Raw genomic sequence first — 26,966 nt, 5'->3', positions numbered from 1 at the left:
GCAAATATAGTTTAATTATTTACTTAATAAAAGGGTGGTTTTCACCTGTTTTTAGGATTTCTTTATTTCGAATATCATGAACTATTTCTATAGACCTTTTAACGTCCTGAAGTCCAAAACCGTTACCTAAAAGAATTTTTTTATAACTTTTGGTATGCAGTTCTGTAAAACCTTTACTAAATTCTAATTCTTCATCATCTATAGTTATCGACCTATATGTTCTTTGCCCTTTTTCTTTTATTTCTTTTGGCAAATCGTTTTCATCAATAGATAAAAACCATCGAACTCTGGCATTTTCAAACTCTAAATATCCCGCAGCTTTGTTCTTTTCTCTTAAATGCACCATATTCTCTTGAACATTTCCAAAAACCCAAGATAACATATCATAGAAGTGAACCCCTATATTTGTTGCGATTCCGCCAGATTTAGATTCATCGCCTTTCCAAGAAATATCATACCATTTCCCTCTAGAAGTAATATACGTCAAGTCAATGTCGTATTTCTCTTTTTTAATTGATGAATCAACTTTATTTTTGAGCTGAATAATAGACTCATGCAATCTTAGTTGCAAAATCGTATATATATTTCCTTCAGACTCTTTTTCTATCGCTGCCAATGCATCGATATTCCAAGGGTTTAGAACAATGGGTTTTTCACAAATGGCGTGGGCACCTCTTCTCAAAGCCATTCTTATGTGAGAATCATGTAGGTAATTTGGAGTACAAATACTTACATAATCTAAATGAATATTTTGATTTCTCTTTAGTTTTTCGATATGTCTATCAAAACGTTCAAATTCAACAAAAAAATCTGCATTCGGGAAATAGCTATCCATGACCCCAACCGAATCAAACTTATCTAAGGCTGCGATTAAATTATTATTTGTGTCTTTGATAGCTTTTAAATGTCTTGGCGCAATATAACCTGCGGCTCCTATTAATGCAAAGTTTTTCATTTTTTATAATGATTTATTTACTTCATTTGGATTGAAAAAATTCTTAACATCATAGACAACTGAATTTTCTTTTTTAAGCGCTTCTAAGTCTAAATCTTCAAATTCCTTATGAGATACTGTTAGAACGATTGCATCGAATTTTTTATTTGGAATATTTTTCTGAGAATCTAAGTTGTATTCTCTCTTCACCTCATTTGGATTTGCACAAGAATCATAAATGGTAACATCGGTACCAAAATCTATCAATTCATTTACAACATCTACCGCTTTTGTATTCCGAACATCTGGGCAATTTTCTTTAAAAGTGATTCCTAAAACCAAAACCTCAGCCCCTTTTACTTGAACATCTTCTCTGATCATTAGTTTTGCAACTTCAGAGGCTACATATTTACCCATACTATCATTGACCCTTCTTCCAGATAAAATAATTTCAGGATGATAACCAAACTCTTGCGCTTTTTGGGCTAAATAATAAGGATCCACACCAATACAATGTCCGCCCACCAAACCTGGTTTAAAAGGAAGAAAATTCCATTTTGTTCCTGCCGCAGCTAGCACATCTTGCGTATTAATATCCATCAAATTAAAAATCTTAGCCAATTCATTTACAAAGGCAATATTGATATCTCTTTGAGAATTTTCTATCACTTTTGCAGCTTCAGCAACTTTTATAGTTGGAGCAAGATGGGTTCCTGCAGTAATTACAGATTTATACAAATCATCAACCTTAACTCCTGTTTCTAAATTTGAACCAGATGTAACTTTTAAAATTTTATCTACGGTGTGTTTTTTATCTCCTGGATTTATTCTTTCTGGTGAATAGCCCACAAAAAAATCTTTATTAAACTCTAATCCAGATGTTTTTTCTAACACAGGAATACAATCTTCTTCCGTTGCTCCAGGATACACTGTAGACTCATAAATGACAATGTCATTATTTTTAAGCACGCTTCCCACTGTTTCACTTGCTTTAATTAACGGCGTTAAAATTGGTCTGTTATTTTTATCTACAGGTGTAGGAACAGTAACTATATAGTAATTACTATCTTTTATATCTTCAATGGAAGTTGTAAAATACAACCCTTTATCAGCTGTATTTTCTTTTTTTATAACTTTGTTTAAAACAGAGTTTTCAACTTCTAATGTAGCATCTTTTCCTTGTTTTAATTCAAAAACTCTATTTTCATTGATATCAAAACCAACAACAGCGTATTTTGTTGCAAATAATCTCGCTAAAGGCAAACCCACATATCCTAAACCAATAATTGTTATTTTAATATTACTCATTTCTTAGATTTTCCCAATACCATTTTATCGATTCTTTTAATCCTTGCTTCAAAGAGAACTCAGGGTTATAATTTAATTGTTTTGTAGCTTTCCTAATTTCTGCATGTGAATGCGGAATATCACCTAACCTATTTGCTCCATGAATTACCTTGATATCATTAATTTTAGGATTGTATTCTGATAGAAACTCTTTCAAGTATAAAACTAAATCGTTCAACGTATTCCGATCTCCAAAAGCAGCATTATATACAGTATTTACTGCACTTTTTTCAGCAATTAAACTCAATAAATTAATTTGAATAACATTATCAATATATGTGAAATCCCTTGAATTGAGTCCGTCTCCATTAATAGTTGGAGCTTCTAAATTCATTAATTGGTTGATAAATTTAGGTATTACTGCAGCATACGCACCGTTAGGGTCTTGTTTTTTACCAAAAACATTAAAATAACGAAGTCCAATTGTTTCTAAATCATAAGTTTTTGAAAATACATCCGCATACAATTCGTTTACATATTTTGTAACTGCGTAAGGTGAAAGTGGTTTCCCTATCTTCTCTTCTACCTTTGGAAGTGATTCCGAATCACCATAAGTTGAAGAACTTGCGGCATACACAAAACGTTTTATATGATTGTCTCTAGAAGCAACTAACATATTTAAAAATCCACCAACGTTTACCTCGTTTGAAGTAATAGGATCATTGATAGATCTGGGAACAGAGCCCAAAGCTGCTTGATGTAAAACAAAATCTACATTTTTAGTAGCTTTTAAGCAATCTTTTAGGTTTCGAATATCACCTTCAATTAAAGTAAAATTAGAATCCGTAAGAAAAGAGTTTATATTTTCTTTTTTTCCTGTTGAAAAATCATCTAAACAAACAACCTTATTATTTCTATCAAGCAAAGCTTCACAAAGGTTAGCACCTATAAAGCCAGCGCCTCCAGTTACGAGTATTGTTTTATTTGATAAATTAATATTCATTTTAAATGCTAATGTGTATCTATTTAAAGCTCGCAAAGCTACAAAAACCTTTTTGTTAAATCATGACTCCTAAAAAGTTCTAAATAAAGGTATTTCGTTTTTTATCAAAATTATAAATTGATTATAACTTTCCTATTTGGAAATATTCAAAACCATTTTCCTCTAATTTAAAAGCATTGTATTGATTTCTACCATCAAAGATTATAGGACTTTTTAATGTATTTTTTAATTCTTCAAAATCTGGAGATCTAAATTCTTTCCATTCTGTAAGCAATATCAATGCATCAGCATCTTTTAAAACCTCATATTTAGATTCAAAAAAATCAAGATTTGATATATCTTTTAGATAAAAACTCTTTGCTTCATCTATAGCCTTAGGATCATAAGCTTTAACTTTAGCACCTCTTTTTATCAACTCTTTTATAACGTAAATAGAAGATGCTTCTCTCATATCATCTGTCCCTGGTTTGTATGCTAAACCCCAAATAGCAAATGTTTTGCCCTCTAAGTTTTCACCAAATCTTTTAACTATCTTATTTGCAATTACTAATTTTTGGGCATCGTTTACATTTTCTACAGCATGTATTAAATGAGCATTATAACCATTTTCTTCAGCAACTTTCTTTAAGGCTTTTAAGTCCTTTGGAAAACATGAGCCGCCATAACCTACTCCTGGATAAATAAAACTATAACCTATTCTTTTGTCAGAACCAATTCCTATTCTAACCTGATTTGCATCAGCTCCAACTACTTCACAAATATTTGCAATTTCATTCATAAACGAAATTTTAGTAGCCAACATTGCATTTGCTGCGTACTTTGTCATTTCTGCAGATCGAATGTCCATAGTAATAAAGCGATCATGAGTTCTAAAAAAAGGTGAGTATAATTGTTTCATCTTATCCACAGCATATTCTGAGTCTGCTCCAATAACAATTCTATCTGGCTTCATAAAATCCTCTATTGCAGCTCCTTCTTTTAAAAATTCTGGATTGGAAACAACATCAAATTCTAAACTAGATTCTCTACTATTTAATTCCGTTTGAATAGTTTTTCTTACGCTATCTGCAGTTCCAACAGGAACCGTTGATTTATTGACAACTATTAATCTTTTCTGCATGGTTTCACCTATCGATTTAGCAACCGATAAAACGTATTTTAAATCTGCAGAGCCATCGGCTCCCATAGGCGTACCTACTGCAATAAATACGATTTCGGCATTACTTATGCCTTTTGATAAATCTGTAGTAAAATAAAGATTTTTATTCTTACTATTTTTAAGAAGCATTTGTTCTAAACCAGGCTCGTAAATTGGGATAACACCGTTGTTTAGCTGATCAATTTTTACTGCATCTATATCAACACAGGTTACATTATTGCCCATTTCTGCAAAACAGACTCCAGAAACCAATCCAACATACCCAGAACCTATTACGGCTATATTCATTATTAACTTTTAAAATTAAAAAACGAAGGTACAAAAATCGACAAGAAAATAATTTATTATAAGAATCTTAAAACAAAAAAATCCTGATGAAAATTCATCAGGATTGTAATTGATGTGGGCAATGAGGGATTCGAACCCCCGACCCTCTCGGTGTAAACGAGATGCTCTGAACCAACTGAGCTAATTGCCCTTAGCGGGTGCAAATATAACATAGAATTTTATATCTCCAAAATAAAAATCATTTTTATTTTAAATTATCTCTGCCACCACAAATGTACTTCCTCCAACAAAAATGATATCTTCTTGATTTGCATTCAGTAACGCATTTTTTAACGCCAATTTTACGGACGCATATTTTCTTCCAATGATTTTGAATTCTTTTGCTTTTTGTTGCAAAACTACCTCCGAAAGTCCTCTTGGTACGTCTGGTTTGCAAAAATAATAAACCGCTTCTTGTGGAAATAACGGTACTATCTCTTCTATTTTCTTATCGGAAACAACTCCTAAAACAATATGTAATTGTGAATAAACTTGATTTTTTAGTTGATTTAATACAATTTTTAGTCCTTCTTTATTATGAGCAGTATCGCAAATTACTTTCGGTTTTTCTTGTAATATTTGCCACCTTCCTTTTAAATTGGTGTTTTTTACCACATTTAACAATCCTTTTTTTATATTTTCTTCTGAAACCTGAAATTCTTTTAAACTTTTAATAGCAGCAACTGCAGTTTTTGAATTTGATTTCTGATAGTCGCCTAACAAATCGGTTTGATACATTTTAGTGTCATCTGAAGCAAAGGAGATTTCTGAATTGGTTTCATTTGCTTTCCCGATAAAAACTGATTTTACAGCCGCTTGTTCTTCACCGATAATAACCGGAATAATTTCTTTGATAATCCCTGCTTTTTCAAATGCTATTTCTGCCAATGTTTCTCCTAAAAATTGCGTGTGATCTAAACCTATATTCGTAATCACAGAAACTTCTGGTATAATGATATTTGTAGAATCTAATCTTCCACCTAAACCAACTTCAATGATTGCAATATCTACTTTTTCAGCAGCAAAATAGTCGAAAGCCAAACCAACAGTCATCTCAAAAAAAGATAATTTCTGACTTTCCAAAAATGCTTTGTGTTTATGTATAAATGAAGTAATTTTTCTTTTCGGAATTTCCTTACCATTAATTCGTATCCTTTCTGTAAAGCTTTTTAAATGTGGTGAAGTGTACAAACCCACGTTATAGCCTGCTTCTTGTAAAATAGAGGCTAGTATATGACTGGTGGAACCTTTTCCGTTTGTACCTCCTACATGAATGGATTTAAATTTCTTTTCTGGAAAGTTAAGCTCTTTTGAAAACGCTAAAATATTGGTTAAATCTTTTTTGAATGCAGTTTTACCCTCTCGTTGATACATTGGTAATTGGGCAAACATCCAATTTAGAGTCTGTTGGTAGGTCATTAATCTAAAAAATTTCAAGTATATGCTTCGACAAGCTCAGCATGACATTGTTAAGAACAAATGTAAGTGATTATTTAGACAAAGAAAACTTATAAATGATTGTTCCTGTTTGTATTTTTGGCGCATCATTGTCAGAATTCCAAGTTGTTCTTAAAGCGGCTTCTTTTGCGGGTTTTAATAAACAAGCTGCTGTATTTGTAGTTCCTTTTACTCCAGGAATTGCACTGATTACTTTTCCGCTTTTATCTACCGTAATTTTAACAACAACAATACCTTCTTCTTGGCAATCTGGCTGTTCTTTGGGCTTTGACAATGCTTTTCTTCCAGCAAGATTGTAATTTCCTCCTGAACCATTACCTGTATTTCCGTAGTATTTAGATGAATTTGAATCTCCATCTTTTTTTCCCTTTACGCCTTCAATGGTATCATCTCCTTCTCCTTTTGGCTCGCCATCTTCCGCATTTCCATTCAATAATTTATTTAGAGCATCTTGATTTTCTTTAGATGGTTTTGCCTTTGGCTTTTCTTTCGGAATCTCCTTTTTCACAACCTCTTTTATAGGTTCTACCTTTTTTTCTTGTATTTTTTCTACAACAGGAACATCTTTTGAAGTATCTTTTGTAATAATTTCTTCTTTGATAATTTCCTTTGGAGTCTCTTTTACTTCTTCAACAACAGCTTCTTTTTTTACGACTTTTTTGGGTGCTGTTTTTTTTGAATTTACAACAGGTTCTCCACTACCAACATTGGTGTTTCCAAAATTGATTGCCAAACCATATTCTTCTGGCGGATCTAAATACCGCATTCCATAATTGAAAATAACAAATACCAATAACAACAAAATTATTGCTGTTACTATTGCTGATTTTCGTTTATGTTTTGTTTCTAATATTTTCATTTATTTTTCAATGGGTTGAAACCCATTGCTATTCAAAATTATATGGGTTGAAACCCATTGTTATTTACCTTTTACAGCTAAGATCATTTTTAATTTGTTCTTATTGGCAATGTCTATTACTTGCATCACATTTTTATAAGGTACCTCTTGATCGCCACGAATAATAATCGTTTTTTGCTTATCTGCACCAATACTTTTTAAAATTTCACTTTCTAAATTAGAGGAACTTACTTTTGTTTTATCAATGTAAAAAAGTGAATTACTTGTAATTGTAATCGCTACAGACTTGCTGTTTTCTGTTTTTCCACCTGCTTTTGGCAATAAAACATCAATAGCACTTACGGTAACTAATGTTGATGTTAGCATAAAAAATATCAACAATAAAAAAACAATATCTGTCATTGAAGACATATTGAATGTTGGGTCTACTTTATTTCTTCCTCGTAAATTCATGCGATATATTCAATATTTAGTATTCAGTATTCAAATCTTTTTCCAGGGGGTTGAAACCCCTTGTTATACTGGTTCGTTTAATAAATCTAAAAACTCAACAGATTTGGCTTCCATTTGATACACCACTTTGTCTGTTCTAACTACCAGGTGATTATACGTGATATACGCAATAATTCCTACAATTAAACCTGCAACCGTGGTTGTCATTGCGGTATACAATCCGTCAGAAAGCATTTTAATGTCTATTTGACCGCCCGCATTTGCTATTGCATGAATTGCAACAATCATTCCAATTACTGTTCCTAAAAACCCAATCATTGGCGCCACACCAGCAATTGTAGCCAAAACACTTACATTTTTTTCTAATTGATATACCTCTAACTTTCCTGCTGTTTCTATAGCAGTATTAATATCTTCTAGAGGTTTCCCTATTCTTGAAATTCCTTTACCAATTAACCTTGCCGTAGGTGTATTTTTACTTTTACAAAGCGCATCTGCAGCTTCTAATTTCCCATTAGAAACATAGTCTTTTATTTGATTCATAAAATTTTCATCAATTTTAGAAGCGGATTTTATGGCAAAAAAGCGTTCAAAATAAATGTACAAGGCTACCGCTAATAAAACGAATAAAATTGCAATTATAATTTGCCCACCTAAACCACCATCCATAATTAATTTATAGATAGACAATGTTTTTTCTTCGGAAACTGTTTCTTCTAACAACGCTTTATTTTCTTGAAAATATGACAACATTTATGATTGTTTTTATGTTCTTACTTACTAACGAGGATTCTTTTTGAAAATTGTTTCAAAAATAGATCGTCAAATTTATTATCAAAAAAAATGCCATTTCAAGTAAATCCTGAAATGACATTTTACTATTTATTTATAGGTATTAAAATAAGGTTCTTGTCACCATAAAAGCAGCAGAACCTACTATAAAACCAATTAATGCCAACCAAGATATTTTTTTAAAATACCAAAAGAAATCTATTTTTTCCATTCCCATTGCTACCACTCCGGCCGCAGATCCAATAATTAACATAGAACCTCCTGTACCCGCAGAAAAAGCGATAAAGTGCCATAATTCATTATCTATTGGTTCAGAAAACATTCCTAAACTTGCCGCAACCAAAGGAACATTGTCTATAATAGCAGAACCCACTCCTAGTAACATCACTACTAAATCAGATACGCCTCCAGCTCCGGCTGTGTGCATTTCTGTACCCATCATAGGAATCGTTTCTTGCAATGTAGATGCAAAATTAAATAAAATCCCTAAGGATTCTAATGCAGCAACCGCCATTAAAATTCCCAAGAAAAACAAAATACTTGGCATTTCAATTTTAGATAATGAGGCATGTACAGGACTATGATGAGCTCCCATAGCGTGTTCCTCTGCTTCTTCTCCCTCTATACTTGATATAGAAAATTTTGAATTACTATAAATTTCTGCAAATGTTGCAACAACTGCTAATGACAGCATCATACCTACATAAGGTGGTAAATGTGTGATGGTTTTAAAGATTGGCACAAAAACAATTGCTCCTAATCCTAAATACAACATTCTTCCACTATGCGGACTTTTTGGCTTTTCAACTTCATCTTCATCAAAATCTATTTCTCCTTTAAATGCTGGTAAAAATGAAGCAATAAAAGAAGGAACAATCATACATAATAAAGAAGGTAACAAAAGGTATTCTATCAATTTTAAGGTTGTTACTTTTTTACCAATCCAAAGCATTGTAGTGGTTACATCTCCAATGGGTGACCAAGCACCACCCGCATTTGCAGCAATAATAATCAAACCTGCAAACCAAATTCTTTCATCTCTACTTTTAACAATTTTCTGTAAAATAGAAATTAGTACAATTGTTGCAGTAAGGTTGTCTATAATTGCTGATAAAATAAAAGCTAAAATCGAAAAAATCCAAAGAATACTCTTCTTCTTTTTTGTTTTTATAAAACTCTTAATCGTTGAAAATCCATCGAAATAATCAATGATTTCAACAATAGTCATCGCACCTAAAAGAAACACTAAAATTTCAGCTGTTTTTCCTAAATGATGCAATAAAGTCTCTTCAACCAAATGTAATTTATCCTCATGTCCTAAACCACCAAAACCATCTACTAAGGCATGTTTACTTGAATCAAACCATGTTGTAAAATGGTCTACACCAAGTGCAACCAATGCCCAACAAACGGCCATCATAATTAAAGCTGGTATCAGCTTGTCTAGTTTAATATTGTGTTCTAGCGTAATGGCCAAATACCCCATTACAAATACGATGATAATTACTGATTCCATGCTTTAAATTTAATTTATATTAATTCTTTTAATGCTATTTCAAATGCTGTCGAGCAAATTTTTGTTTTTGATGCACTTTTATTAAAAGTTCTTTGCAATGCTTTTTTAATCACATTAGAAGTATCATCAAAAATGGCTTTGTCTTGCATTGGCAATGTTACTCTTGCCTCCATTAAATAGGCAAAAACTCTGGCAATACCACAATTTGAGATAAAATCTGGCAGCAAACTTACATGATTATCTGTATATTCCATAATAGGTCCAAAGAAAATTTCTTTATCCGCAAAAGGAACGTTTGCTCCTGGAGAAATCACCTCTAAACCTGTTGCTATCATTTGTTGAACTTGATCTTGAGAAACCAATCTTGAAGCTGCAGCAGGAACAAAAATTTCTGCGGGTACACTCCAAATTTTCTCATTTATTTCTGTAAAAGGAATCATGTTTTTTGAAACTAATTGATTTCCATCTTTTGATAAAAATAAATTCGTCATCTCATTGACTGTAAATCCTTTTTCGTTGATTACGCCTCCTTGTCTGTCTATAATACCCACAACCTTTGCGCCCAATTGCGTAAGATAATAAGCTGCGGCAGCACCCACATTTCCAAATCCTTGAACAATCGCTCTTTTTCCTTCAATTTTACCTCCGTAAATATTGTAATAATGTTTAACAGCTTCTGCAACACCATAACCAGTTAACATATCTGCAACTGTATATTTTCTCGATAAATCTGGAGAAAATTGTTTGTCTTCTATAACTTTGATTACGCCTAAACGTAATTGACCAATTCTATTGATTTTATCTGCTTCGGTTGGTTTAAAATGTCCGTTAAAAATTCCTTCTTGTGGATGCCAAACACCACAATCTTCTGTAATTGGAATTACATCTTTATCTGCATCTACGTTTAAATCGCCGCCAGTACCGTAATAATGTTTTAAAAGTGGTGTAACTGCTTTGTACCAACGCTCTAAAACGCCTCTTTTTCTTGGGTCGTTTGGATCGAAATTAATTCCAGATTTTGCACCCCCAATTGCGGGCCCAGAAACTGTAAATTTCACTTCCATTGTTTTTGCCAAAGACATTACCTCGTTTTGGTCAAGACCTTTTCTCATTCTAGTTCCGCCACCTGCAGCACCACCTCTTAAAGAGTTTATCACCGTCCATCCTTCTGCTTCTGTTTCTGCATCTTTCCAATGAAAAACGATTTCTGGTTGCTTGTTTTCGTATCTCTTTAATAATTCTTTCATTTTATTTATTTGTAAATTTTCAACTTAAATTCTAGACTTTTCAATGCACTTATTTTCAACATTATTATTAATTAGAGAAGTTAAAGTTGATTCATTTCTTAAAATATTTTGAGAGTTATTATTGATAGATACTGTGTGCTACAAACTTAATGTAAAAAATACAATTGTTAAAATTTTTTAATTTAAAACCTAGGCCATAAAAATAACGCCCGAAGAATGGTTTTCACTAGCGCCAGTGACGCTTTGTAAGCAATTTATTTGATTGTTTATTTTCAACAATCCCAAAAATGCAAAAATTAAAGCTTCCTTATAGTTGATCAACTCATCAGAAGGTTGTTCAACTTTAACATTTGAGCACTGTTTTATTCGTGCCATTAAAAAAGTATTAAAGGTACCTCCGCCAGTAATTAAAACCACATTAGAATTTTTTATAATTTCTGAAATTTGAATTGCAATATGTTCTACAAAGGTTCTTAAAATTGAAGGAATAATTGTTTCAAATGCATCAATTAAAGGAAATATTTCTTGTTGCACCCACTCTAATCCTAAAGACTTCGGAGCTTCTTTTTTATAAAACTCCAGAGCGTTCAGTTTTTCTAAAAGTTGAGGATTAATTTCTCCTGAAGCAGCTACTTTTCCAGAGGCATCAAATTCTAAACCTATTTTCTGAGCATAATGATTTAACACAATATTTACAGGACAAATATCGAAAGCAATTCTCTGATCATCTTTTTCGAAGGAAACATTAGAGAATCCTCCTAAATTCAAACAAAAATCATATTCAGAAAACAACAATTTATCACCAATGGGAACTAAAGGTGCTCCTTGACCGCCTAAATTCACGTCTTGCGTTCTAAAGTCGCAAACCACTTTTTGTTTTGTGATTTTGGCAATTTCTTCACCAGAACCGATTTGTAAAGTAATCCCTTTTTCTGGTTGATGCAATATGGTATGTCCGTGAGATGCAATAAAATCAACCACTTCAATTTTAAAATTAGCAATAAAATTGTTAACTACACCTCCTAGAAACTGTCCATAAGTAGCATCTAGATTTTCTAATTCTTTACTAGAATAATGAATGGCATTTTGCAATAGTTGCTTCCACTCTTTATTATATGGAATAGTTTGTGAATGTAGAATTTTAAAATTTTGATATTCATTTTGATCAAACTTTACATAGACCAAATCGATTCCATCCAAAGAGGTACCAGACATTAAACCAACAACAAAAGTTTCTGCTATATTCATATCAGTAAAAATAATAAAAGTCTATTGAAAATATGTTACGAAATCGATATCTTTGCAGTCGAAAATTACGAATACTTCAAAAAAATATAGAAAATGGACTTTAGTTTAACAGAAGAACACATCATGATACGAGATGCAGCAAGAGATTTTGCGCAGACCGAATTATTACCTGGTGTTATTGAAAGAGATCATAAACAAGAATTCTCGAATGAATTGGTCAGAAAAATGGGCGATTTAGGGTTTATGGGAATTATGGTAGCCCCAAAATATGGAGGAAGTGGAATGGACGCTATCTCTTACGTATTAATTATGGAAGAATTGTCTAAAATAGATGCTTCTGCCTCTGTAATAGTCTCTGTAAACAATTCTTTGGTTTGTTATGGTCTAGAATCTTATGGAAATGAAGAACAAAAACAAAAATACTTAAGAAAACTAGCTACGGGAGAATTTGTAGGCGCATTCTGTTTAAGTGAGCCAGAAGCAGGTTCTGACGCAACTTCTCAAGCTACAACTGCAGAAGACAAAGGCGATCATTATATAATTAACGGAACAAAAAACTGGATTACAAGTGGTGGACGTGCAGATGTTTACTTAGTAATTGCACAAACAGATAGAGAAAAAGGTCATAAAGGAATCAATGCTTTTATTGTCGAAAAAGGAGCAGAAGGCTTCCATGTAGGTCCAAAAGAAGATAAATTAGGTATTCGTGGGTCAGACACACACACCCTGCAATTTAACGATGTAAAAGTACCAAAAGAAAATAGAATTGGTAAAGATGGCTTTGGTTTTAAATTTGCTATGAAAACACTTTCTGGTGGTCGAATTGGTATTGCTGCACAAGCTTTAGGAATTGCTGCTGGTGGTTATGAGTTGGCCTTAAAATACTCAAAAGAACGCAAATCTTTTGGTACAGAAATCTGTAACCATCAAGCAATTGCGTTTAAATTGGCAGATATGTATACAGAGATTGAAGCGGCAAGAATGTTGGTTATGAAAGCTGCTTGGGATAAGGATCAAGGAAACAATTACGACATGTCTTCGGCAATGGCAAAGTTATATGCATCTAAAGTTGCTATGGAACAAACGGTGGAAGCTGTTCAAATTCACGGTGGAAACGGTTTTGTAAAAGATTACCACGTAGAGCGTTTAATGCGAGATGCTAAAATTACGCAGATTTATGAAGGAACTTCAGAAATTCAGAAAATTGTAATTTCTAGAGGCGTTATCAAAGGATAATTTTATCTGTTTGAGAACCCTCAAAGGGTTTGAAACCCTTTGAGAGTTAAAATGTTTAAAATTAACTTTATCAGCCCCTTCAGGCTTTAAAAACCTGAAGGGGCTTTGTCATATATTCAATTCAATAGCATACAATTGCAAACCAGATGCAGGCGCAATATTCCTTAAAAATTTTTGATCGTTATCTTCTTGTAAAGAAATTCTAATAAAATTTAAATCAAGATTTCCTTTTCCAACTTCAAACAAGGTTGCCATCATCAAACGTATTTGATAACGCAAAAAACCCTTTCCTTTCACTTTTAGTATATAAGATTTCTCAGGAAAAAAACTAGCAGTAAGTATCGTGTTCTCTACAATTTCGCAAGTATCAATTACTCTTTTAAAAACTGTATGCTCAGAGGGTTTTGTACAATATTTATGAAAAAAATGTTCTCCTTCAAATAATTTTGCAGCGGTTTTCATCATTTCAATATCTAAATCCTGATCAATATTCACCAAAAAAGGAGCTGCAAAAGGATGATTTTTAGCGCCAAAAGAAAAATAATAATGGTATTCTTTTATTTTAGAAGCTTTTATAATATTAAAACCCGTGTCCACTCTTTGGATTGAAACCGCTCTAAAATCAGGAGAAAAATTAGAATTTAAAGATTTCATAAAAAAAACTTCGTCAATTTCAGAATTCCTAAATAACTGTAAATAGTACGAATTTGCAGATACTTTCGCATCGGTTCTTCCGATACCTAAGGTTTTATAGTCTGTATCCTCAAAAACAAAAGACAACGATTTATCAACCATGTCATGCAATGTCTTCGCATTTGTTTGTTTTTGCCATCCAGAAAAACGAAAACCTAAAAATTCTAAACAAACTACGTAAGAAATTGAATATTTCATAGGTGCTAAAGTACAATAATTACATTTTTTTTTACAAAAAGTGCATTTTTATGAATATCTCAAAATTATATACTTCTTTTTTACGAACCTAACATTTTGCACCCTTGAAAAACAAAAAAATATACTTATCTCAATTTATACCCCTTTTTTTTGAGGGCATGAACCAAAAATACAACGTTTTTCAAAAACATACCCCTTGTTTGTTTAAATTTAATCTATACATTTGACCCGAGTTCATTAACAGATAATTAACAACTAAAAGAACACTCATTATGAAAAAATTAATTCTATCATTACTATTTGTATCAAGTTTAATAGTAAATGCTCAAGAAAACAAAGGAACTTTCACTGTAAGCGGAAGTGTAGACGTGTATCATACAAGTAATCTAAAAAGTGGTTCACCTGGTTCAGTAGGTATATTGTATGGTGGCAGTGCCGTTGCAAATGGTTTTGGTTTAGGTATGGCAAATACCATCTTTTCTTATGAAAAAGGAAAAGCTGGGGTGGTTGCAGATTTAGCATACGGACCAAGAGCAAATGCAGCAAATGCTTATGAAGGAGCTATCAATCAATTATATGCTTACTACAACGCTTCAGATAAAGTAACCTTAACTTTAGGACAGTTCAATACTTGGTATGGCTATGAAGTAATTTCTCCAGCAGGAAACTTTAATTATTCCGTTTCTTACTTATTTAATGCAGGTCCTTTTTCACATACTGGTTTAAAATTAGACTATGCTGCAACCGAAGATTTATCTTTTATGTTTGCGGTAACAAACCCTCATGGTTTAGTATCGGGAGCAAACCCAAGTAACGATTATCAATTAGGTTTTCAAACAGGTTATAAAGGTCAATTTTTTAATTTAGCGTATGGTGCAGACGGTTTCGGATTTACGGATGTGTTATATTTAGATTATACTGGTGGTTTCGATCTATCAGCATCATTCTTTTTAGGAATTAATGCTGCCTATTCAAATTCTAGCGATGCAGATGCTGGTTACCGAGGTGCTGCACTTTACTTACAAAACACATTTTCTGATACATTTTCTTTAGGGTTAAGACCAGAATACTTCCAAACAACTGCTGCTGCAGGAGATGAAAGTGTAACTGCTTTTACATTGACAGGAAACTTATCATTAACAGAAAGTTTAACAATTATTCCTGAAATAAGATATGATACTTCTGACGATATGATCATCCCTGGGTTTATGGGAACAGAAAAAAATATGACGGGAGCAACTTTAGCTGCGGTATATTCTTTCTAAAAAAAATCAAATCACTAAAATTATATAATTATGAGTCTATTCTTAACTATTTTTCAAGACGCTCCAGCAACAGAGATTACAAAAGCTGTTGAACAAATCAATGGAGATATGGGAATGCTATGGATGCTAATTGCTGGTATCTTAGTTTTCTTAATGCAAGCAGGTTTTACTTTAGTAGAATCTGGAATGACAAGATCTAAAAATGCGGTAAACATCGCAATGAAAAACTTACTAGACATCTGTGTAGGATCATTAACATTTTGGTTGGTAGGATACTCTTTAATGTACGGAGATACGTCTAACGGATGGTTTTTTTGGAGTGGCTTACTGCAAGGTGAAGGCGCCGATTTATTTTTCCAAACCATGTTTGCTGCAACAGCTGCAACCATTGTATCTGGAGCAATTGCGGGTAGAACAAAATACTCAACCTATATCATATTTTCAATTGTAATGACCGCTATTATCTACCCTATTTCTGGTGGATGGCAATGGCAAGGTGGCGGTTGGCTAACAGATATGGGCTTTATTGATTTTGCAGGTTCTTCAATTGTACACTCTGTAGGTGGTTGGGCTGCTTTGGTAGCTGCATTTATGGTAGGACCAAGAATTGGGAAATATGTAAATGGTAAAGTATTGCCGATTCCAGGACACAATCAAGTGTTAGCAACCTTAGGAGTTTTTATCCTTTGGTTTGGATGGTTTGGTTTTAATGGTGGCTCTCAATTAGCTTGGGGTGGAGCTGACGCAACTGCTGCTTCTAATGTAGTTTTAATTACAAATTTAGCGGCTGCTGCAGGTGGACTTGGAGCCTTAATTACAACTTGGATTTGGTACGGAAAACCAAATTTAGGACAAACTTTAAACGGTGTTTTAGCAGGTTTGGTGAGTATTACAGCGGGTTGTGGAAACATGAGTCCGAGTGGTGCTGTTTTAGCAGGTTTAATTGGAGGTATTATTGTTGTATTCTCTATTGAATTTATAGAAAAGAAATTAAAAATTGATGATGCCATTGGTGCAGCTTCAGTACATGGTGTTGCGGGTGCTTGGGGAACTTTAGTAATAGGTCTTTGGGGTATAGATGGTGATACTGGCATTGGATTGTTCAATGGTGGTGGTGCTTCTCAACTAGGTACGCAAGCAATTGGAGTTTTAGCTTATGCTGTTTGGGCTGTAGCTTTATCTTTTATTGTTTTAGGGATTTTAAAAGCAACCATGGGATTGCGTGTATCTAAAGAAGTAGAAATAGAAGGTTTAGATATTTCTGAACACGGTTCTATTGCCTACCCAGGAAAAAGAGTTAGAGAATTTGAAGACGATAAATAATCTTATGTATCCATAGTTCATACTTAAATCACACAACTGTAAAGTTGTGTGATTTTTTTGAGAAATACTATTTTCTTATTTTTCGAGAAATTTTAATACTAACAAATTCAAATAATTTTTACCATGAAAAAAATAGAAGCAATTATCAGAAAATCAAAATATAGAGCTGTAAAAGAAGCTCTGCATGAAATTGGTGTAAACTTTTTTTCTTACTGGGATGTTACGGGGCTAGGAAACGAGAAAGAAGGCCATGTGTACAGAGGCATCAGTTATAGTACCAGCGATATTCAAAGAAGATATATTTCTATAGTTGTAAATGACGATTTTGAAGACATTACTATCAAAACAATTCTTGAGTCTGGAAGTACTGGTGAAGTTGGTGATGGGAAAATTTTTGTAAGCGACATTAAAGAAGCCTATAGAATTAGAACAGGAGAAAAAGGAGGCAAAACAATCAACTAATCAACGATTAAAATATATTATGGAGTCACAAATAACAAATAACGTATGGATGATGATCTGTACAGCGCTAGTTTTCTTTATGCATCTTGGTTTTGCATTTTTAGAAATTGGTTTGACAAGGCAAAAAAACACAATCAATATTTTATTTAAAAACATCTTTATTATAACAGTTGGTTTGCTGTTATATGCGTTAATCGGTTTTAATTTAATGTACCCAACTTGGGGCGCAAATTCTACGGGTTATTTAGGAGATTTTATCTTCGGTATTTCTGCACCTTTAAAAGATGGAGTTTTAGATTTATCTTATAATGAAGGGTACACCTATTGGACAGATTTCCTCTTTCAAGGAATGTTTGCTGCAACAGCTGCAACCATAGTTTCAGGAGCAGTTGCTGAAAGAATGAAAATTGGTCCGTTTATGATTTTTACAATCTTATACGTTGGTTTCGTGTACCCAATTGCAGGTTCTTGGAAATGGGGTGGCGGATTTTTACAAAAATTAGAAACTCCTTTCTATGATTTTGCTGGTTCTACACTAGTGCATTCTGTGGGTGGTTGGGCAGCTTTAGTAGCTGTTTGTTTATTAGGTTCTAGAATAGGGAAATTTAAAAATGGGAAAATTCAAGCTATTCCTGGACATAACATTCCGATAGCTACAGCTGGAGTTTTAATTCTTTGGTTAGGTTGGTTTGGTTTTAATGGCGGTTCTGTTTTATCTGCAGACCCAGGTTTAACCTCTCTAACTTTAGTTACTACTTGCCTAGCTGCTGCTGCAGGTGGTGTTACTGCTGCATTCGTTTCTACAATGATGTTTAAAAACTTAGATTTAACAATGTTTTTGAATGGAATTTTAGGCGGTTTAGTTGGTATTACTGCGGGTGCAGATCAAATGTCTCCAATGGACGCTGTTTTAATTGGAGGTATTGCTGGTGTGCTAATTGTTTTTGCTGTTAGTTTAATTGATAAACTAAAACTAGACGATCCTGTAGGTGCAATTGCTGTGCACTTAATTTGTGGAATTTGGGGAACTTTAGCCGTTGGTATTTTTGGAAACCTTGCAAGTGGAGGTCAATTTTTAAGTCAATTAATTGGTGTTGCATCTTATGCTATATTTTGTATTGCAACCTCATTTCTTATCATTTTTACTTTAAAGAAAACTATAGGAATAAGAGTTAGCGAAAAAGAAGAATTAGAAGGACTAGATGCTCATGAACACGGTATGGATGCGTATCCAGATTTCCGTCTAAACGAACATTAACAAATAAAAAAAATCACTTTCTATACCTGTAAATTTTAAAAATTTACGGGTTTTTCTGTTTTTTATGAATTTGATAATATATCAAGGTTTAATTATTGTTATTGAATTATTTATATCATTTTTTTATTTTCATCGTAAAAGTTTTATTAAAACCCTCAAAACCCTAAACTTTTCTCAATAAAAAATATAAATTAGCAAACATAATGGAATACAAAATGGAAAAACAAGGCTTATACTTACCTGAATTTGAACATGAAAATTGCGGAGCTGGATTTATCTGTAATTTGAATGGCGACAAGACAAATCAAATTATACATGATGCATTAGAAATCTTAGTAAAACTTGAACATAGAGGTGGCGTAAGTTCTGACGGAAAGACTGGAGATGGTGCGGGTTTGTTAATCGATATTCCGCATGCATATTTTAAAAGAGTTTGTAATTTTCCAATCCCTGAGCAAAGAGAATATGCAGTAGCAATGGTCTTTTTACCCAAAGTATCCAACCAGTATGATTTTTGTAAAAAAACATTTGAAAATGAAGTAAAAGCACAAGGACTTTCTATTTTAGGATGGAGAAAAGTCCCCGTAGATTCCCTTCAATTGGGCGCGATTGCTTTGGCTTCAGAACCAACTATTGAACAATTTTTTATCGGTAAAAATGAAGCATTAGACGAAGCTACTTTTAAAGCAAAATTATATGCAGCCCGTAAAATTACAGAACACGAAATTAGAAATTCTAAAATTTCTGAAAGCAACTATTTTTATGTTTCTAGCGCCTCTATAACCACTATTATTTATAAAGGTATTATCATGCCCGAAGATATTGGTCCTTATTATAAAGACCTTCAAGAAATAGATTTAGTAACCCGTTTGGCATTGGTACATCAACGTTTTTCTACCAATACAATGCCAACTTGGGAACTTGCGCAACCCTTTCGATACATGTGTCAAAATGGAGAAATCAATACTTTACGTGGCAATGTGAGTAGAATGCGGGTGCGTGAAGAAATTATGAAAAGTGATGTTTTTGGTCCGCAAATAGAAAAATTATTTCCAATTATATTACCAGGGAAATCAGATTCTGCTTCCATGGATATGGTCGTAGAATTATTAACCCACACAGGGCGTTCTTTGCCAGAAATTATGATGATGATGATTCCTGAAGCTTGGGAAAAACATGCAACCATGTCTAAAGAACGTAAGGCTTTTTATGAATACAATGCCTGTATTATGGAGCCTTGGGATGGCCCTGCCTCTGTACCTTTTACAGATGGAGATTATATTGGTGCATTGTTAGATAGAAACGGATTAAGACCTTCAAGATATACCATTACTAAAAGCGGTAAATTAATCATGTCTTCAGAAATTGGTGTGGTAGATATTGCACCAGAAGATATACAAAAACACGGTAGATTAGAACCAGGAAAGATGTTCTTGGTAGACATGAATGAAGGGCGAATTATAGAAGACGAAGAAATTAAAAGTAAAATTGTTTTAGAAAGACCCTACCAAGAATGGTTAGACAAAACCCGTTTACATTTAAAAGATGTTCCTTATACAAACGAGACCTGTGCCATAGAAACGATTGATATTAAAACACGTCAGCGTTTGTTCAATTATACTTTTGAAGACATTCAAGAAGTAATTACACCAATGGCACAAGTTGGTAAAGAAGCGTTGGGATCGATGGGAATTGACACTCCACTAGCTGTTTTATCAGACAGACCACAGTTAATTTCTAACTATTTTAAACAATTATTTGCGCAAGTTACCAATCCGCCTTTAGATGGTATTCGAGAGAATATTGTTACAGATATTAGTTTAAATTTAGGAAAAGATAGAAATATTTTCAGTATTACAGAAAGGCAGTGTAGAAAATTAGGAATTCAAAATCCTGTTATTTCTAATGCCGATTTAGAAAAAATTAGAAGTATCAATATTGAAAGTTTTAAAGCGGAAACCATTCAGATATTATATCCAAAAGCACAAGGACTAAATGGTCTTGAAGATGCTTTAGAAAAAATAATTATTCAGATAGAAAAAGCTCTTGAAAATAAGAACAACATCATTATTCTTTCAGATAGAGGTGTAAATCAAGAATTTGCTCCGATTCCTGCCCTATTGGCTTGTTCTTTTGTAAATCATCAATTGAATCGTTTAAGAAAACGTTCTTATTTCGATATTATTATTGAATCTGCAGAACCACGTGAACCACATCATTTTGCAACATTATTTGGATATGGCGCCAGTGCCATCAACCCTTATATGGTAAATGAAATTATCAGAATGCAAGTAAAAGAAGGCTTCATTACTGATATGGACGAACAAAAAGCGGTAGACAATTTCAATACAGCCATTGGAAAAGGAATCTTAAAAGTGATGAATAAAATTGGAATTTCTACGTTGCATTCTTACAGAGGTTCTCAAATTTTTGAAATTGTAGGTTTTAATTCTCAATTCGTAGAAAAATACTTTCCATATACCGCTTCCAGAATAGAAGGTATTGGTTTGTATGAAATTGAAAAAGAGATTGACCAGCGTTACAAACAAGCATACCCAGACAATCAAATCGATAAAAATTTAGGCTTAAATATAGGTGGAGATTATAGATGGAGAAGAAATGGCGAACGTCATTTATTCAATCCTACTACAGTATCTAAATTACAACAAGCTGTTCGATTAAGTGATCAAGCCAGTTATGATGTCTATGCCAAAGCCATCAATGAACAAGCAGAAAGTTTAATGACCATTCGTGGTTTGTTTCAGTTTGACAATTTAGATCCCATTCCTTTGGAAGAAGTAGAACCTTGGACAGAGATTGTAAAACGTTTTAAAACGGGTGCCATGTCTTACGGCTCTATTTCTAGAGAAGCGCATGAAAATTTAGCCATTGCAATGAACAGAATAGGTGGTAAATCTAACTCTGGTGAAGGTGGTGAAGATCGAAAACGTTTTCAAAAAGATATCAACGGAGATAGTAGAAACTCTGCCATCAAGCAAGTTGCCTCTGGTAGATTTGGGGTAACGTCTCATTATTTAACAAATGCAAGAGAAATACAAATAAAAATGGCGCAAGGAGCCAAACCTGGTGAAGGCGGTCAATTACCGGGTTATAAGGTTTTACCTTGGATTGCTGCCGCTAGAAACTCCACACCTTTTGTGGGTTTAATTTCTCCTCCTCCGCATCATGATATTTATTCAATTGAAGATTTGGCACAACTCATTTTCGATTTAAAAAATGCAAATCGTGAAGCAAGAATTAATGTAAAATTAGTTTCTGAAGTGGGTGTAGGTACCATTGCTGCCGGGGTTGCCAAAGCAAAAGCAGATGTGGTTCTAATTTCTGGTTATGATGGTGGTACAGGAGCTTCTCCGCTAACATCTCTAAAACATGCAGGTTTACCTTGGGAACTTGGTTTGTCTGAAGCACAACAGACTTTGGTCATGAATAACTTAAGGAGTAGAATTGTTATAGAATGTGATGGACAATTAAAAACAGGAAGAGATGTTGCCATTGCAGCCTTATTAGGTGCAGAAGAATTCGGTTTTGCCACTGCTCCTTTAGTCGCTTCTGGTTGTATTATGATGCGAAAATGTCACTTAAATACCTGTCCAGTAGGTATTGCGACACAAGACAAAGAATTGCGTAAAAACTTTAAAGGAACACCAGAACATGTTATAAATTTCTTCTTTTATATTGCTGAAGAATTAAGACAAATTATGGCACAACTTGGTTTTAGAACTTTGGCAGAAATGGTAGGGCAAACACATAAAATTAATGCAAACAAAGCCATCAAACACTATAAGGCGAAAGGTTTAGATTTGTCAAGTATTTTACACAGACCAAATTCATACAGCAAACTTATTGTGAGAAATACAGAAGAACAAGATCATAATTTAGACGATGTTTTAGATTTTACAATATTAAAAGATTCACACAGAGCTTTGTATCGAAAAGAGAAAATGAATCTTGCCTATCCTATAAAAAACACCAATAGAACTGTAGGTGCTATTGTTAGTAACGAGATTTCAAAAATATATGGGCATTTAGGCCTACCAGAAGATACTTTAAATATCAATTTCACAGGTTCTGCAGGACAGAGTTTTGGTGCTTTTGGAGCGTTTGGATTGACATTTATTTTAGATGGAAATACAAATGATTATTTAGGAAAAGGATTGTCTGGCGCTAAATTAATCATCAAAAAACCAGCGAAAGCAGATTTTATAGCAGAAGACAATATCATTGTTGGAAATGTTTGTTTGTTCGGTGCAGTAGACGGTCAAGCATATATTAATGGAATTGCTGGTGAAAGATTTGCCGTTAGAAATTCTGGTGCCATCTCAGTTGTAGAAGGAGTTGGAGATCATTGTTGTGAATACATGACAGGTGGAAAAATAATTGTGATTGGTAAAACAGGTCGAAATTTTGCTGCAGGAATGAGCGGTGGAATTGCCTATGTCTACGATCCAGAAAATACATTTGTAAATGGTTTATGTAATACAGAAACCATCGAATTTGAAGCTATTTTAGAAGAAGACGCTGCAGATTTAAAAGCAACAATCAAAAAACATGTCTTATATACAGATAGTAAAAAAGGTGCTACTTTATTGGCCGATTGGGATGCGAGCTTAAAAAACTTTGTAAAAGTAATGCCAACGGAATATAAAAGAGCTTTAGAACGCTTAGAAACAGAAGAACCAATGTTCGAAGAACTAACTATAGCATAGTATTTGGTTGATAGTTTATGATTATTAGTTTAAAACCAAATTTTGGAATTAAACTAAAACAATTACACAATTCAACGATTACACAATTACACATTACAAATGGGAAAAGTAACAGGATTTAAAGAATTTGAAAGACAAGATGAAACCTACACTTCTGTAAAAGATCGTGTAAAAAATTATAAAGAATTTACAATTCCATTGTCTGAAAAGGAATTACAAAAACAAGGTTCACGTTGTATGGATTGTGGGATTCCTTTTTGTCATAGTGGCTGTCCATTAGGAAATTTGATTCCAGATTTCAATCACATGGTGCATCAAGGAGAATGGCAAAAAGCGTCTTGGATTTTACATTCAACAAACAATTTTCCAGAATTTACGGGTCGCTTATGTCCGGCTCCTTGTGAGCAATCGTGCGTATTAGGTATTATTGAAGACCCAGTTTCTATTGAAAATATCGAAAAAAATATTGTTGAAAGAGCTTTTAAAGAAGGCTGGATAAAACCACAACCCCCAAAAATAAGAACAGAAAAAACAATTGCTGTAATTGGTTCGGGTCCTGCGGGCTTAGCTGCTGCCCAGCAATTAAATAGAGCAGGTCATAAAGTGACCGTTTTTGAAAGAGATGATGAAATTGGCGGATTATTACGTTATGGAATTCCCAATTTTAAAATGGAAAAAGGAATTATTGACAGAAGAATGGCTATTCTAAAAGCCGAAGGAATTATATTTAAAACAAACATAAATGTAGGGGTTAATTATAAGGTGAAAGATTTAAAAGGTTTTGATGCTGTTGTTTTATGCGGAGGAGCCACTGAAAGACGAAGTTTGCCAACTCCAGGTATTGACGCTGAGGGTGTTGTACAAGCGATGGATTTCTTAACACAACAAACAAAAGTACTCTTTGGTCAAAAAGTTGAAAACCAGATAATGGCGACAGATAAAAATGTGATTGTTATTGGTGGTGGAGATACAGGATCTGATTGTATTGGTACTTCAAACAGGCACGGAGCAAAATCTGTGGTAAATTTTGAGATCATGCCAAAACCTCCTGGTCATCGCTCACCGACAACTCCTTGGCCTTTTTGGCCTTTGCAATTAAAAACTTCCTCTTCTCACAAAGAAGGTGTCGAACGTAATTGGTTGATCAATACAAAAGAATTTGTAAAAGATAAAAAAGGAAAATTAATTGCGTTAAAAACCGTGAATGTAGAATGGAAAATGATTCCTGGCCAAAGACCTGAATTGATAGAAATCTCTGGAACAGAAAAAACTTGGCCTTGTGACTTGGCATTATTGGCGCTTGGTTTTACAGGTCCAGAAAGTACATTAGCAGACAAATTAGGAATACATAGAGATGCCAGATCTAATTACAAAGCTGCATATGGAAAATACCAGACGAATATTCCAAATATTTTTACTGCTGGTGATATGCGTCGTGGGCAATCTTTGATTGTGTGGGCCATTTCAGAAGGTAGAGAAGCCGCAAGACAGGTAGATTTGTTCTTAATGGGAAAATCTGAATTACCTTCAAAAGATATTACTGGAGATTTGGTAGCCATGTAAATATAAATTTTAAAGCATCTAAAAGCTATTTGTACATCATTTATAAATGGCTTTTTTTTATGCATTTTTTTATTCTGAAAGAATCTCACACAAAAACCACTCTTCTCTAAGACGCTTCCATCGTGACTATTTTGAGGTTGTACAAATCCGACAGAGGCGCCTAGCCGACGAGGAATCTCATCATTGGAAGTGAGACGGTTTAGAATTTGAAGTTTGAGTTTAGAGTATAGAGTATAGAGTATAGAGTATAGAGTATAGAGTATAGAAAACCTACAAAAAACAATTAAAAGTAACAAATGTCAGGCTGAGCTTGTCGAAGTCTAGGTTTCAGGTTTTAAAGTTGGAAGATTGAAGTTCAGTTACATATACAACCACAATGCAAACTAAGAGTTCCAGCTAAAGATTTATCATTTGAGTTAATAATATTCGCATTTAGAGTGCAATTTTTTTTTAATTTCGTTTCCCTAAACAGGTAATAATGTATTATAGAAAGAAACACGGTAAGGGTTTTACATATCTTGATAAAAAAAAGCAAACCATTAAAGACTCAAATCTTAGAGATTGGTTTAAATCTTTGGTAATTCCGCCAGCTTGGACAGATGTTGAAATTAGTTCCAAAAAGAGTGCCAAAGTTTTAGTAACTGGGCGTGATGATAAAGACAGAAAACAATACATCTACAATCCTAAATTTAGAGAAAAACGCGATCAGGAGAAATTTGATAGAATTCTTGATTTTGCAGATCAATTAGAACACATGAGGCGGGTTACTGGGCAACATCTTCGCAAGCAAAAACTAAGTAGAGAAAAAGTTTTAGCCTGTATGGTTCGTTTACTAGAAGCGGCGTATTTTAGACCTGGAAGTGATTACTATTCAAAAAATAATGAAACGTACGGACTTACCACAATGCGCAGCAAACACTTAACGATTGATGGTGAAGAACTACTATTTAATTATATTGGGAAATCTGGAAAAGAACAAGAACGGCATATTATTGATGAAAAATTAGCCAAAACAGTAAAACAAATTGATGAATTACCGGGTTATGAAATTTTTAAATTCATTGATGAAGAGGGTGTAAAACACGATGTTAAAAGCGAACATTTAAATGAATATATCAAAGAAGTAATGGGCGAAGAGTTCTCTGCAAAAGACTTTAGAACCTGGTCAGGAACTGTGATTGCTGCCATGGCTTTAGATGAAATTGGCGCTATAGATAAAAAAGATCAAAAAGCGTTAGACAAGAATATTCGTAATGCCGTAGTTAAAGTTAGTGAACACTTAGGAAACACACCTTCTGTGGCAAGAAGCTCTTATATAGATCCTAGAGTTATTGATGAATATACACACGGTAAAACCATAAACTATTTTCAAAATGAAATAAACAGGTTGCTAAAAAAGAATGAAAATTTATCTCGTGAAGAATTAGGCGTTTTGTGTATGTTAAAAAAGAAATTAGATTAGTAAATTATAAAATCCATTTTCATAAACTAGCGAAATACTAAGACAGTCTAAGGCATTGTAACTAGAAAAGGATTGTATAAAACAAGCTCATCATTTAAATAAAGATGCGTTTTTTTATAGGAAAGATTCTAATTGATTTTTAATTATTTAACAGTTCTCGATAGCTTCACTTGCTACCTTCCATCAAAATACATTTTGATTTTGGTAATATTCGAAATGACAAGGTGATTTTAGTTTTCTTTATCTGCTCTTATACATACATACTTTTAACTTCTAATATCTAACTTTCTGTCATCTCGACCTTGTTCCCGAGGCTTCGGGAGTGATTTGAGATTCCGCTGTTCCGCTCCATAGCTTCGCAAGCTACCTTCAATCAAAATGCATTTTGATTTTGGTAATATTACCATTGACGTAGCTTGTAAGTTACTGTTTTACAAATTATTAATATATGTCTGGTCGAGCGCAGTCGAGACCTCATTAAAACCTCTCGACTGCG

Annotated in this window: 20 protein-coding genes and 1 tRNA gene; 8 read left to right on the top strand and 13 right to left on the bottom strand. The window is 33.4% G+C overall.

The genetic code is table 11. From position 1 onward, the window contains the following. Positions 1-19 precede the first annotated feature (19 nt). The 12 genes from Q0998_RS17520 to Q0998_RS17465 all read right to left on the bottom strand — a co-directional run bounded on the left by Q0998_RS17520 (position 20) and on the right by Q0998_RS17465 (position 12,283). Positions 20-955, bottom strand: coding sequence for a Gfo/Idh/MocA family oxidoreductase (locus tag Q0998_RS17520; protein ID WP_299672216.1), 936 nt, complete (start codon positions 953-955; stop codon positions 20-22). Between the two features lie 3 nt (positions 956-958). Continuing rightward, the gene (locus Q0998_RS17515) at positions 959-2,242 is read right to left on the bottom strand and encodes a nucleotide sugar dehydrogenase (RefSeq protein ID WP_299672214.1); all 1,284 of its coding nucleotides are present in this window, start codon (positions 2,240-2,242) and stop codon (positions 959-961) included. Continuing rightward, positions 2,235-3,224: an SDR family oxidoreductase gene (locus tag Q0998_RS17510; protein ID WP_299672212.1), complete on the bottom strand. Its 990-nt coding sequence runs from the start codon at positions 3,222-3,224 to the stop codon at positions 2,235-2,237. Before Q0998_RS17510 ends, Q0998_RS17515 begins: the two co-directional genes overlap by 8 nt. Before the next feature lie 121 nt (positions 3,225-3,345). Further along, on the bottom strand, positions 3,346-4,671 hold the full coding sequence (locus Q0998_RS17505; protein ID WP_299672210.1) for a UDP-glucose/GDP-mannose dehydrogenase family protein: 1,326 nt from the start codon (positions 4,669-4,671) through the stop codon (positions 3,346-3,348). 115 nt (positions 4,672-4,786) lie between these two features. Continuing rightward, positions 4,787-4,861: transfer RNA gene (locus Q0998_RS17500), tRNA-Val, on the bottom strand. A gap of 59 nt (positions 4,862-4,920) precedes the next feature. Continuing rightward, positions 4,921-6,129, bottom strand: coding sequence for a folylpolyglutamate synthase/dihydrofolate synthase family protein (locus Q0998_RS17495; protein WP_299672208.1), 1,209 nt, complete (start codon positions 6,127-6,129; stop codon positions 4,921-4,923). A 70-nt stretch (positions 6,130-6,199) separates the two neighbouring features. Next, positions 6,200-7,027: an energy transducer TonB gene (locus Q0998_RS17490; RefSeq protein WP_299672206.1), complete on the bottom strand. Its 828-nt coding sequence runs from the start codon at positions 7,025-7,027 to the stop codon at positions 6,200-6,202. A gap of 60 nt (positions 7,028-7,087) precedes the next feature. Then, a complete protein-coding gene (locus Q0998_RS17485; RefSeq protein ID WP_299672204.1) occupies positions 7,088-7,480 on the bottom strand; it encodes a biopolymer transporter ExbD in 393 nt (130 codons plus the stop codon). Positions 7,481-7,543: 63 nt separating this feature from the next. Further along, positions 7,544-8,233 carry a MotA/TolQ/ExbB proton channel family protein gene (locus tag Q0998_RS17480; RefSeq protein ID WP_299672202.1) on the bottom strand — a complete coding sequence of 230 codons (690 nt, stop codon included), beginning with the start codon at positions 8,231-8,233 and terminating at the stop codon, positions 7,544-7,546. Between the two features lie 142 nt (positions 8,234-8,375). Next, entirely contained in the window at positions 8,376-9,788 is a 1,413-nt protein-coding gene (gene nhaD, locus Q0998_RS17475) for a sodium:proton antiporter NhaD (RefSeq protein ID WP_299672200.1), read from the bottom strand. 14 nt (positions 9,789-9,802) lie between these two features. Continuing rightward, positions 9,803-11,035, bottom strand: a complete 1,233-nt coding sequence (locus Q0998_RS17470) for a Glu/Leu/Phe/Val dehydrogenase dimerization domain-containing protein (protein WP_299672198.1) — start codon at positions 11,033-11,035, stop codon at positions 9,803-9,805. A 189-nt stretch (positions 11,036-11,224) separates the two neighbouring features. Beyond that, on the bottom strand, positions 11,225-12,283 hold the full coding sequence (locus Q0998_RS17465; RefSeq protein ID WP_299672196.1) for an anhydro-N-acetylmuramic acid kinase: 1,059 nt from the start codon (positions 12,281-12,283) through the stop codon (positions 11,225-11,227). A gap of 93 nt (positions 12,284-12,376) precedes the next feature. On the opposite strand from Q0998_RS17465, the gene Q0998_RS17460 reads away from it, so the two are divergent. After that, positions 12,377-13,519: an acyl-CoA dehydrogenase gene (locus tag Q0998_RS17460; RefSeq protein ID WP_299672194.1), complete on the top strand. Its 1,143-nt coding sequence runs from the start codon at positions 12,377-12,379 to the stop codon at positions 13,517-13,519. A gap of 108 nt (positions 13,520-13,627) precedes the next feature. Here the strand turns inward: Q0998_RS17460 and Q0998_RS17455 are convergent, their stop codons facing one another. Further along, the gene (locus Q0998_RS17455; protein ID WP_299672192.1) at positions 13,628-14,410 is read right to left on the bottom strand and encodes a tRNA pseudouridine(38-40) synthase TruA; all 783 of its coding nucleotides are present in this window, start codon (positions 14,408-14,410) and stop codon (positions 13,628-13,630) included. Between the two features lie 272 nt (positions 14,411-14,682). On the opposite strand from Q0998_RS17455, the gene Q0998_RS17450 reads away from it, so the two are divergent. From Q0998_RS17450 to Q0998_RS17420, 7 genes are all read left to right on the top strand, one after another. Continuing rightward, positions 14,683-15,675: an outer membrane beta-barrel protein gene (locus Q0998_RS17450; protein ID WP_299672190.1), complete on the top strand. Its 993-nt coding sequence runs from the start codon at positions 14,683-14,685 to the stop codon at positions 15,673-15,675. Between the two features lie 30 nt (positions 15,676-15,705). Next, positions 15,706-16,998: an ammonium transporter gene (locus tag Q0998_RS17445; RefSeq protein WP_299672188.1), complete on the top strand. Its 1,293-nt coding sequence runs from the start codon at positions 15,706-15,708 to the stop codon at positions 16,996-16,998. Between the two features lie 123 nt (positions 16,999-17,121). Beyond that, positions 17,122-17,460, top strand: coding sequence for a P-II family nitrogen regulator (locus Q0998_RS17440; RefSeq protein WP_299672186.1), 339 nt, complete (start codon positions 17,122-17,124; stop codon positions 17,458-17,460). Positions 17,461-17,479: 19 nt separating this feature from the next. Further along, the gene (gene amt, locus Q0998_RS17435) at positions 17,480-18,718 is read left to right on the top strand and encodes an ammonium transporter (RefSeq protein WP_299672184.1); all 1,239 of its coding nucleotides are present in this window, start codon (positions 17,480-17,482) and stop codon (positions 18,716-18,718) included. A gap of 215 nt (positions 18,719-18,933) precedes the next feature. After that, the gene (gene gltB, locus Q0998_RS17430; protein WP_299672182.1) at positions 18,934-23,445 is read left to right on the top strand and encodes a glutamate synthase large subunit; all 4,512 of its coding nucleotides are present in this window, start codon (positions 18,934-18,936) and stop codon (positions 23,443-23,445) included. A gap of 99 nt (positions 23,446-23,544) precedes the next feature. Next, a complete protein-coding gene (locus Q0998_RS17425; protein ID WP_299672180.1) occupies positions 23,545-25,008 on the top strand; it encodes a glutamate synthase subunit beta in 1,464 nt (487 codons plus the stop codon). Between the two features lie 478 nt (positions 25,009-25,486). Beyond that, positions 25,487-26,470 carry a DNA topoisomerase IB gene (locus Q0998_RS17420; RefSeq protein WP_299672178.1) on the top strand — a complete coding sequence of 328 codons (984 nt, stop codon included), beginning with the start codon at positions 25,487-25,489 and terminating at the stop codon, positions 26,468-26,470. Positions 26,471-26,966: the final 496 nt, after the last annotated feature.

Origin of the sequence: uncultured Polaribacter sp. (assembly GCF_947501385.1) — a bacterium.
Taxonomy (GTDB): Bacteria; Bacteroidota; Bacteroidia; order Flavobacteriales; family Flavobacteriaceae; genus Polaribacter.
This window is presented reverse-complemented; position numbering and strand designations above follow the sequence as displayed.

Coding starts and splice junctions, on each gene's coding strand:
- Q0998_RS17515 (WP_299672214.1), bottom strand. CDS start 2,242: ATGAGTAATATTAAAATAACAATTATTGGTTTAGGATATGTGGGTTTG.
- nhaD (WP_299672200.1), bottom strand. CDS start 9,788: ATGGAATCAGTAATTATCATCGTATTTGTAATGGGGTATTTGGCCATT.
- Q0998_RS17420 (WP_299672178.1), top strand. CDS start 25,487: ATGTATTATAGAAAGAAACACGGTAAGGGTTTTACATATCTTGATAAA.
- Q0998_RS17495 (WP_299672208.1), bottom strand. CDS start 6,129: ATGACCTACCAACAGACTCTAAATTGGATGTTTGCCCAATTACCAATG.
- Q0998_RS17455 (WP_299672192.1), bottom strand. CDS start 14,410: ATGAAATATTCAATTTCTTACGTAGTTTGTTTAGAATTTTTAGGTTTT.
- Q0998_RS17480 (WP_299672202.1), bottom strand. CDS start 8,233: ATGTTGTCATATTTTCAAGAAAATAAAGCGTTGTTAGAAGAAACAGTT.
- Q0998_RS17485 (WP_299672204.1), bottom strand. CDS start 7,480: ATGAATTTACGAGGAAGAAATAAAGTAGACCCAACATTCAATATGTCT.
- Q0998_RS17490 (WP_299672206.1), bottom strand. CDS start 7,027: ATGAAAATATTAGAAACAAAACATAAACGAAAATCAGCAATAGTAACA.
- Q0998_RS17470 (WP_299672198.1), bottom strand. CDS start 11,035: ATGAAAGAATTATTAAAGAGATACGAAAACAAGCAACCAGAAATCGTT.
- Q0998_RS17465 (WP_299672196.1), bottom strand. CDS start 12,283: ATGAATATAGCAGAAACTTTTGTTGTTGGTTTAATGTCTGGTACCTCT.
- Q0998_RS17505 (WP_299672210.1), bottom strand. CDS start 4,671: ATGAATATAGCCGTAATAGGTTCTGGGTATGTTGGATTGGTTTCTGGA.
- Q0998_RS17460 (WP_299672194.1), top strand. CDS start 12,377: ATGGACTTTAGTTTAACAGAAGAACACATCATGATACGAGATGCAGCA.
- Q0998_RS17425 (WP_299672180.1), top strand. CDS start 23,545: ATGGGAAAAGTAACAGGATTTAAAGAATTTGAAAGACAAGATGAAACC.
- Q0998_RS17440 (WP_299672186.1), top strand. CDS start 17,122: ATGAAAAAAATAGAAGCAATTATCAGAAAATCAAAATATAGAGCTGTA.
- Q0998_RS17445 (WP_299672188.1), top strand. CDS start 15,706: ATGAGTCTATTCTTAACTATTTTTCAAGACGCTCCAGCAACAGAGATT.
- amt (WP_299672184.1), top strand. CDS start 17,480: ATGGAGTCACAAATAACAAATAACGTATGGATGATGATCTGTACAGCG.
- Q0998_RS17510 (WP_299672212.1), bottom strand. CDS start 3,224: ATGAATATTAATTTATCAAATAAAACAATACTCGTAACTGGAGGCGCT.
- Q0998_RS17520 (WP_299672216.1), bottom strand. CDS start 955: ATGAAAAACTTTGCATTAATAGGAGCCGCAGGTTATATTGCGCCAAGA.
- gltB (WP_299672182.1), top strand. CDS start 18,934: ATGGAAAAACAAGGCTTATACTTACCTGAATTTGAACATGAAAATTGC.
- Q0998_RS17450 (WP_299672190.1), top strand. CDS start 14,683: ATGAAAAAATTAATTCTATCATTACTATTTGTATCAAGTTTAATAGTA.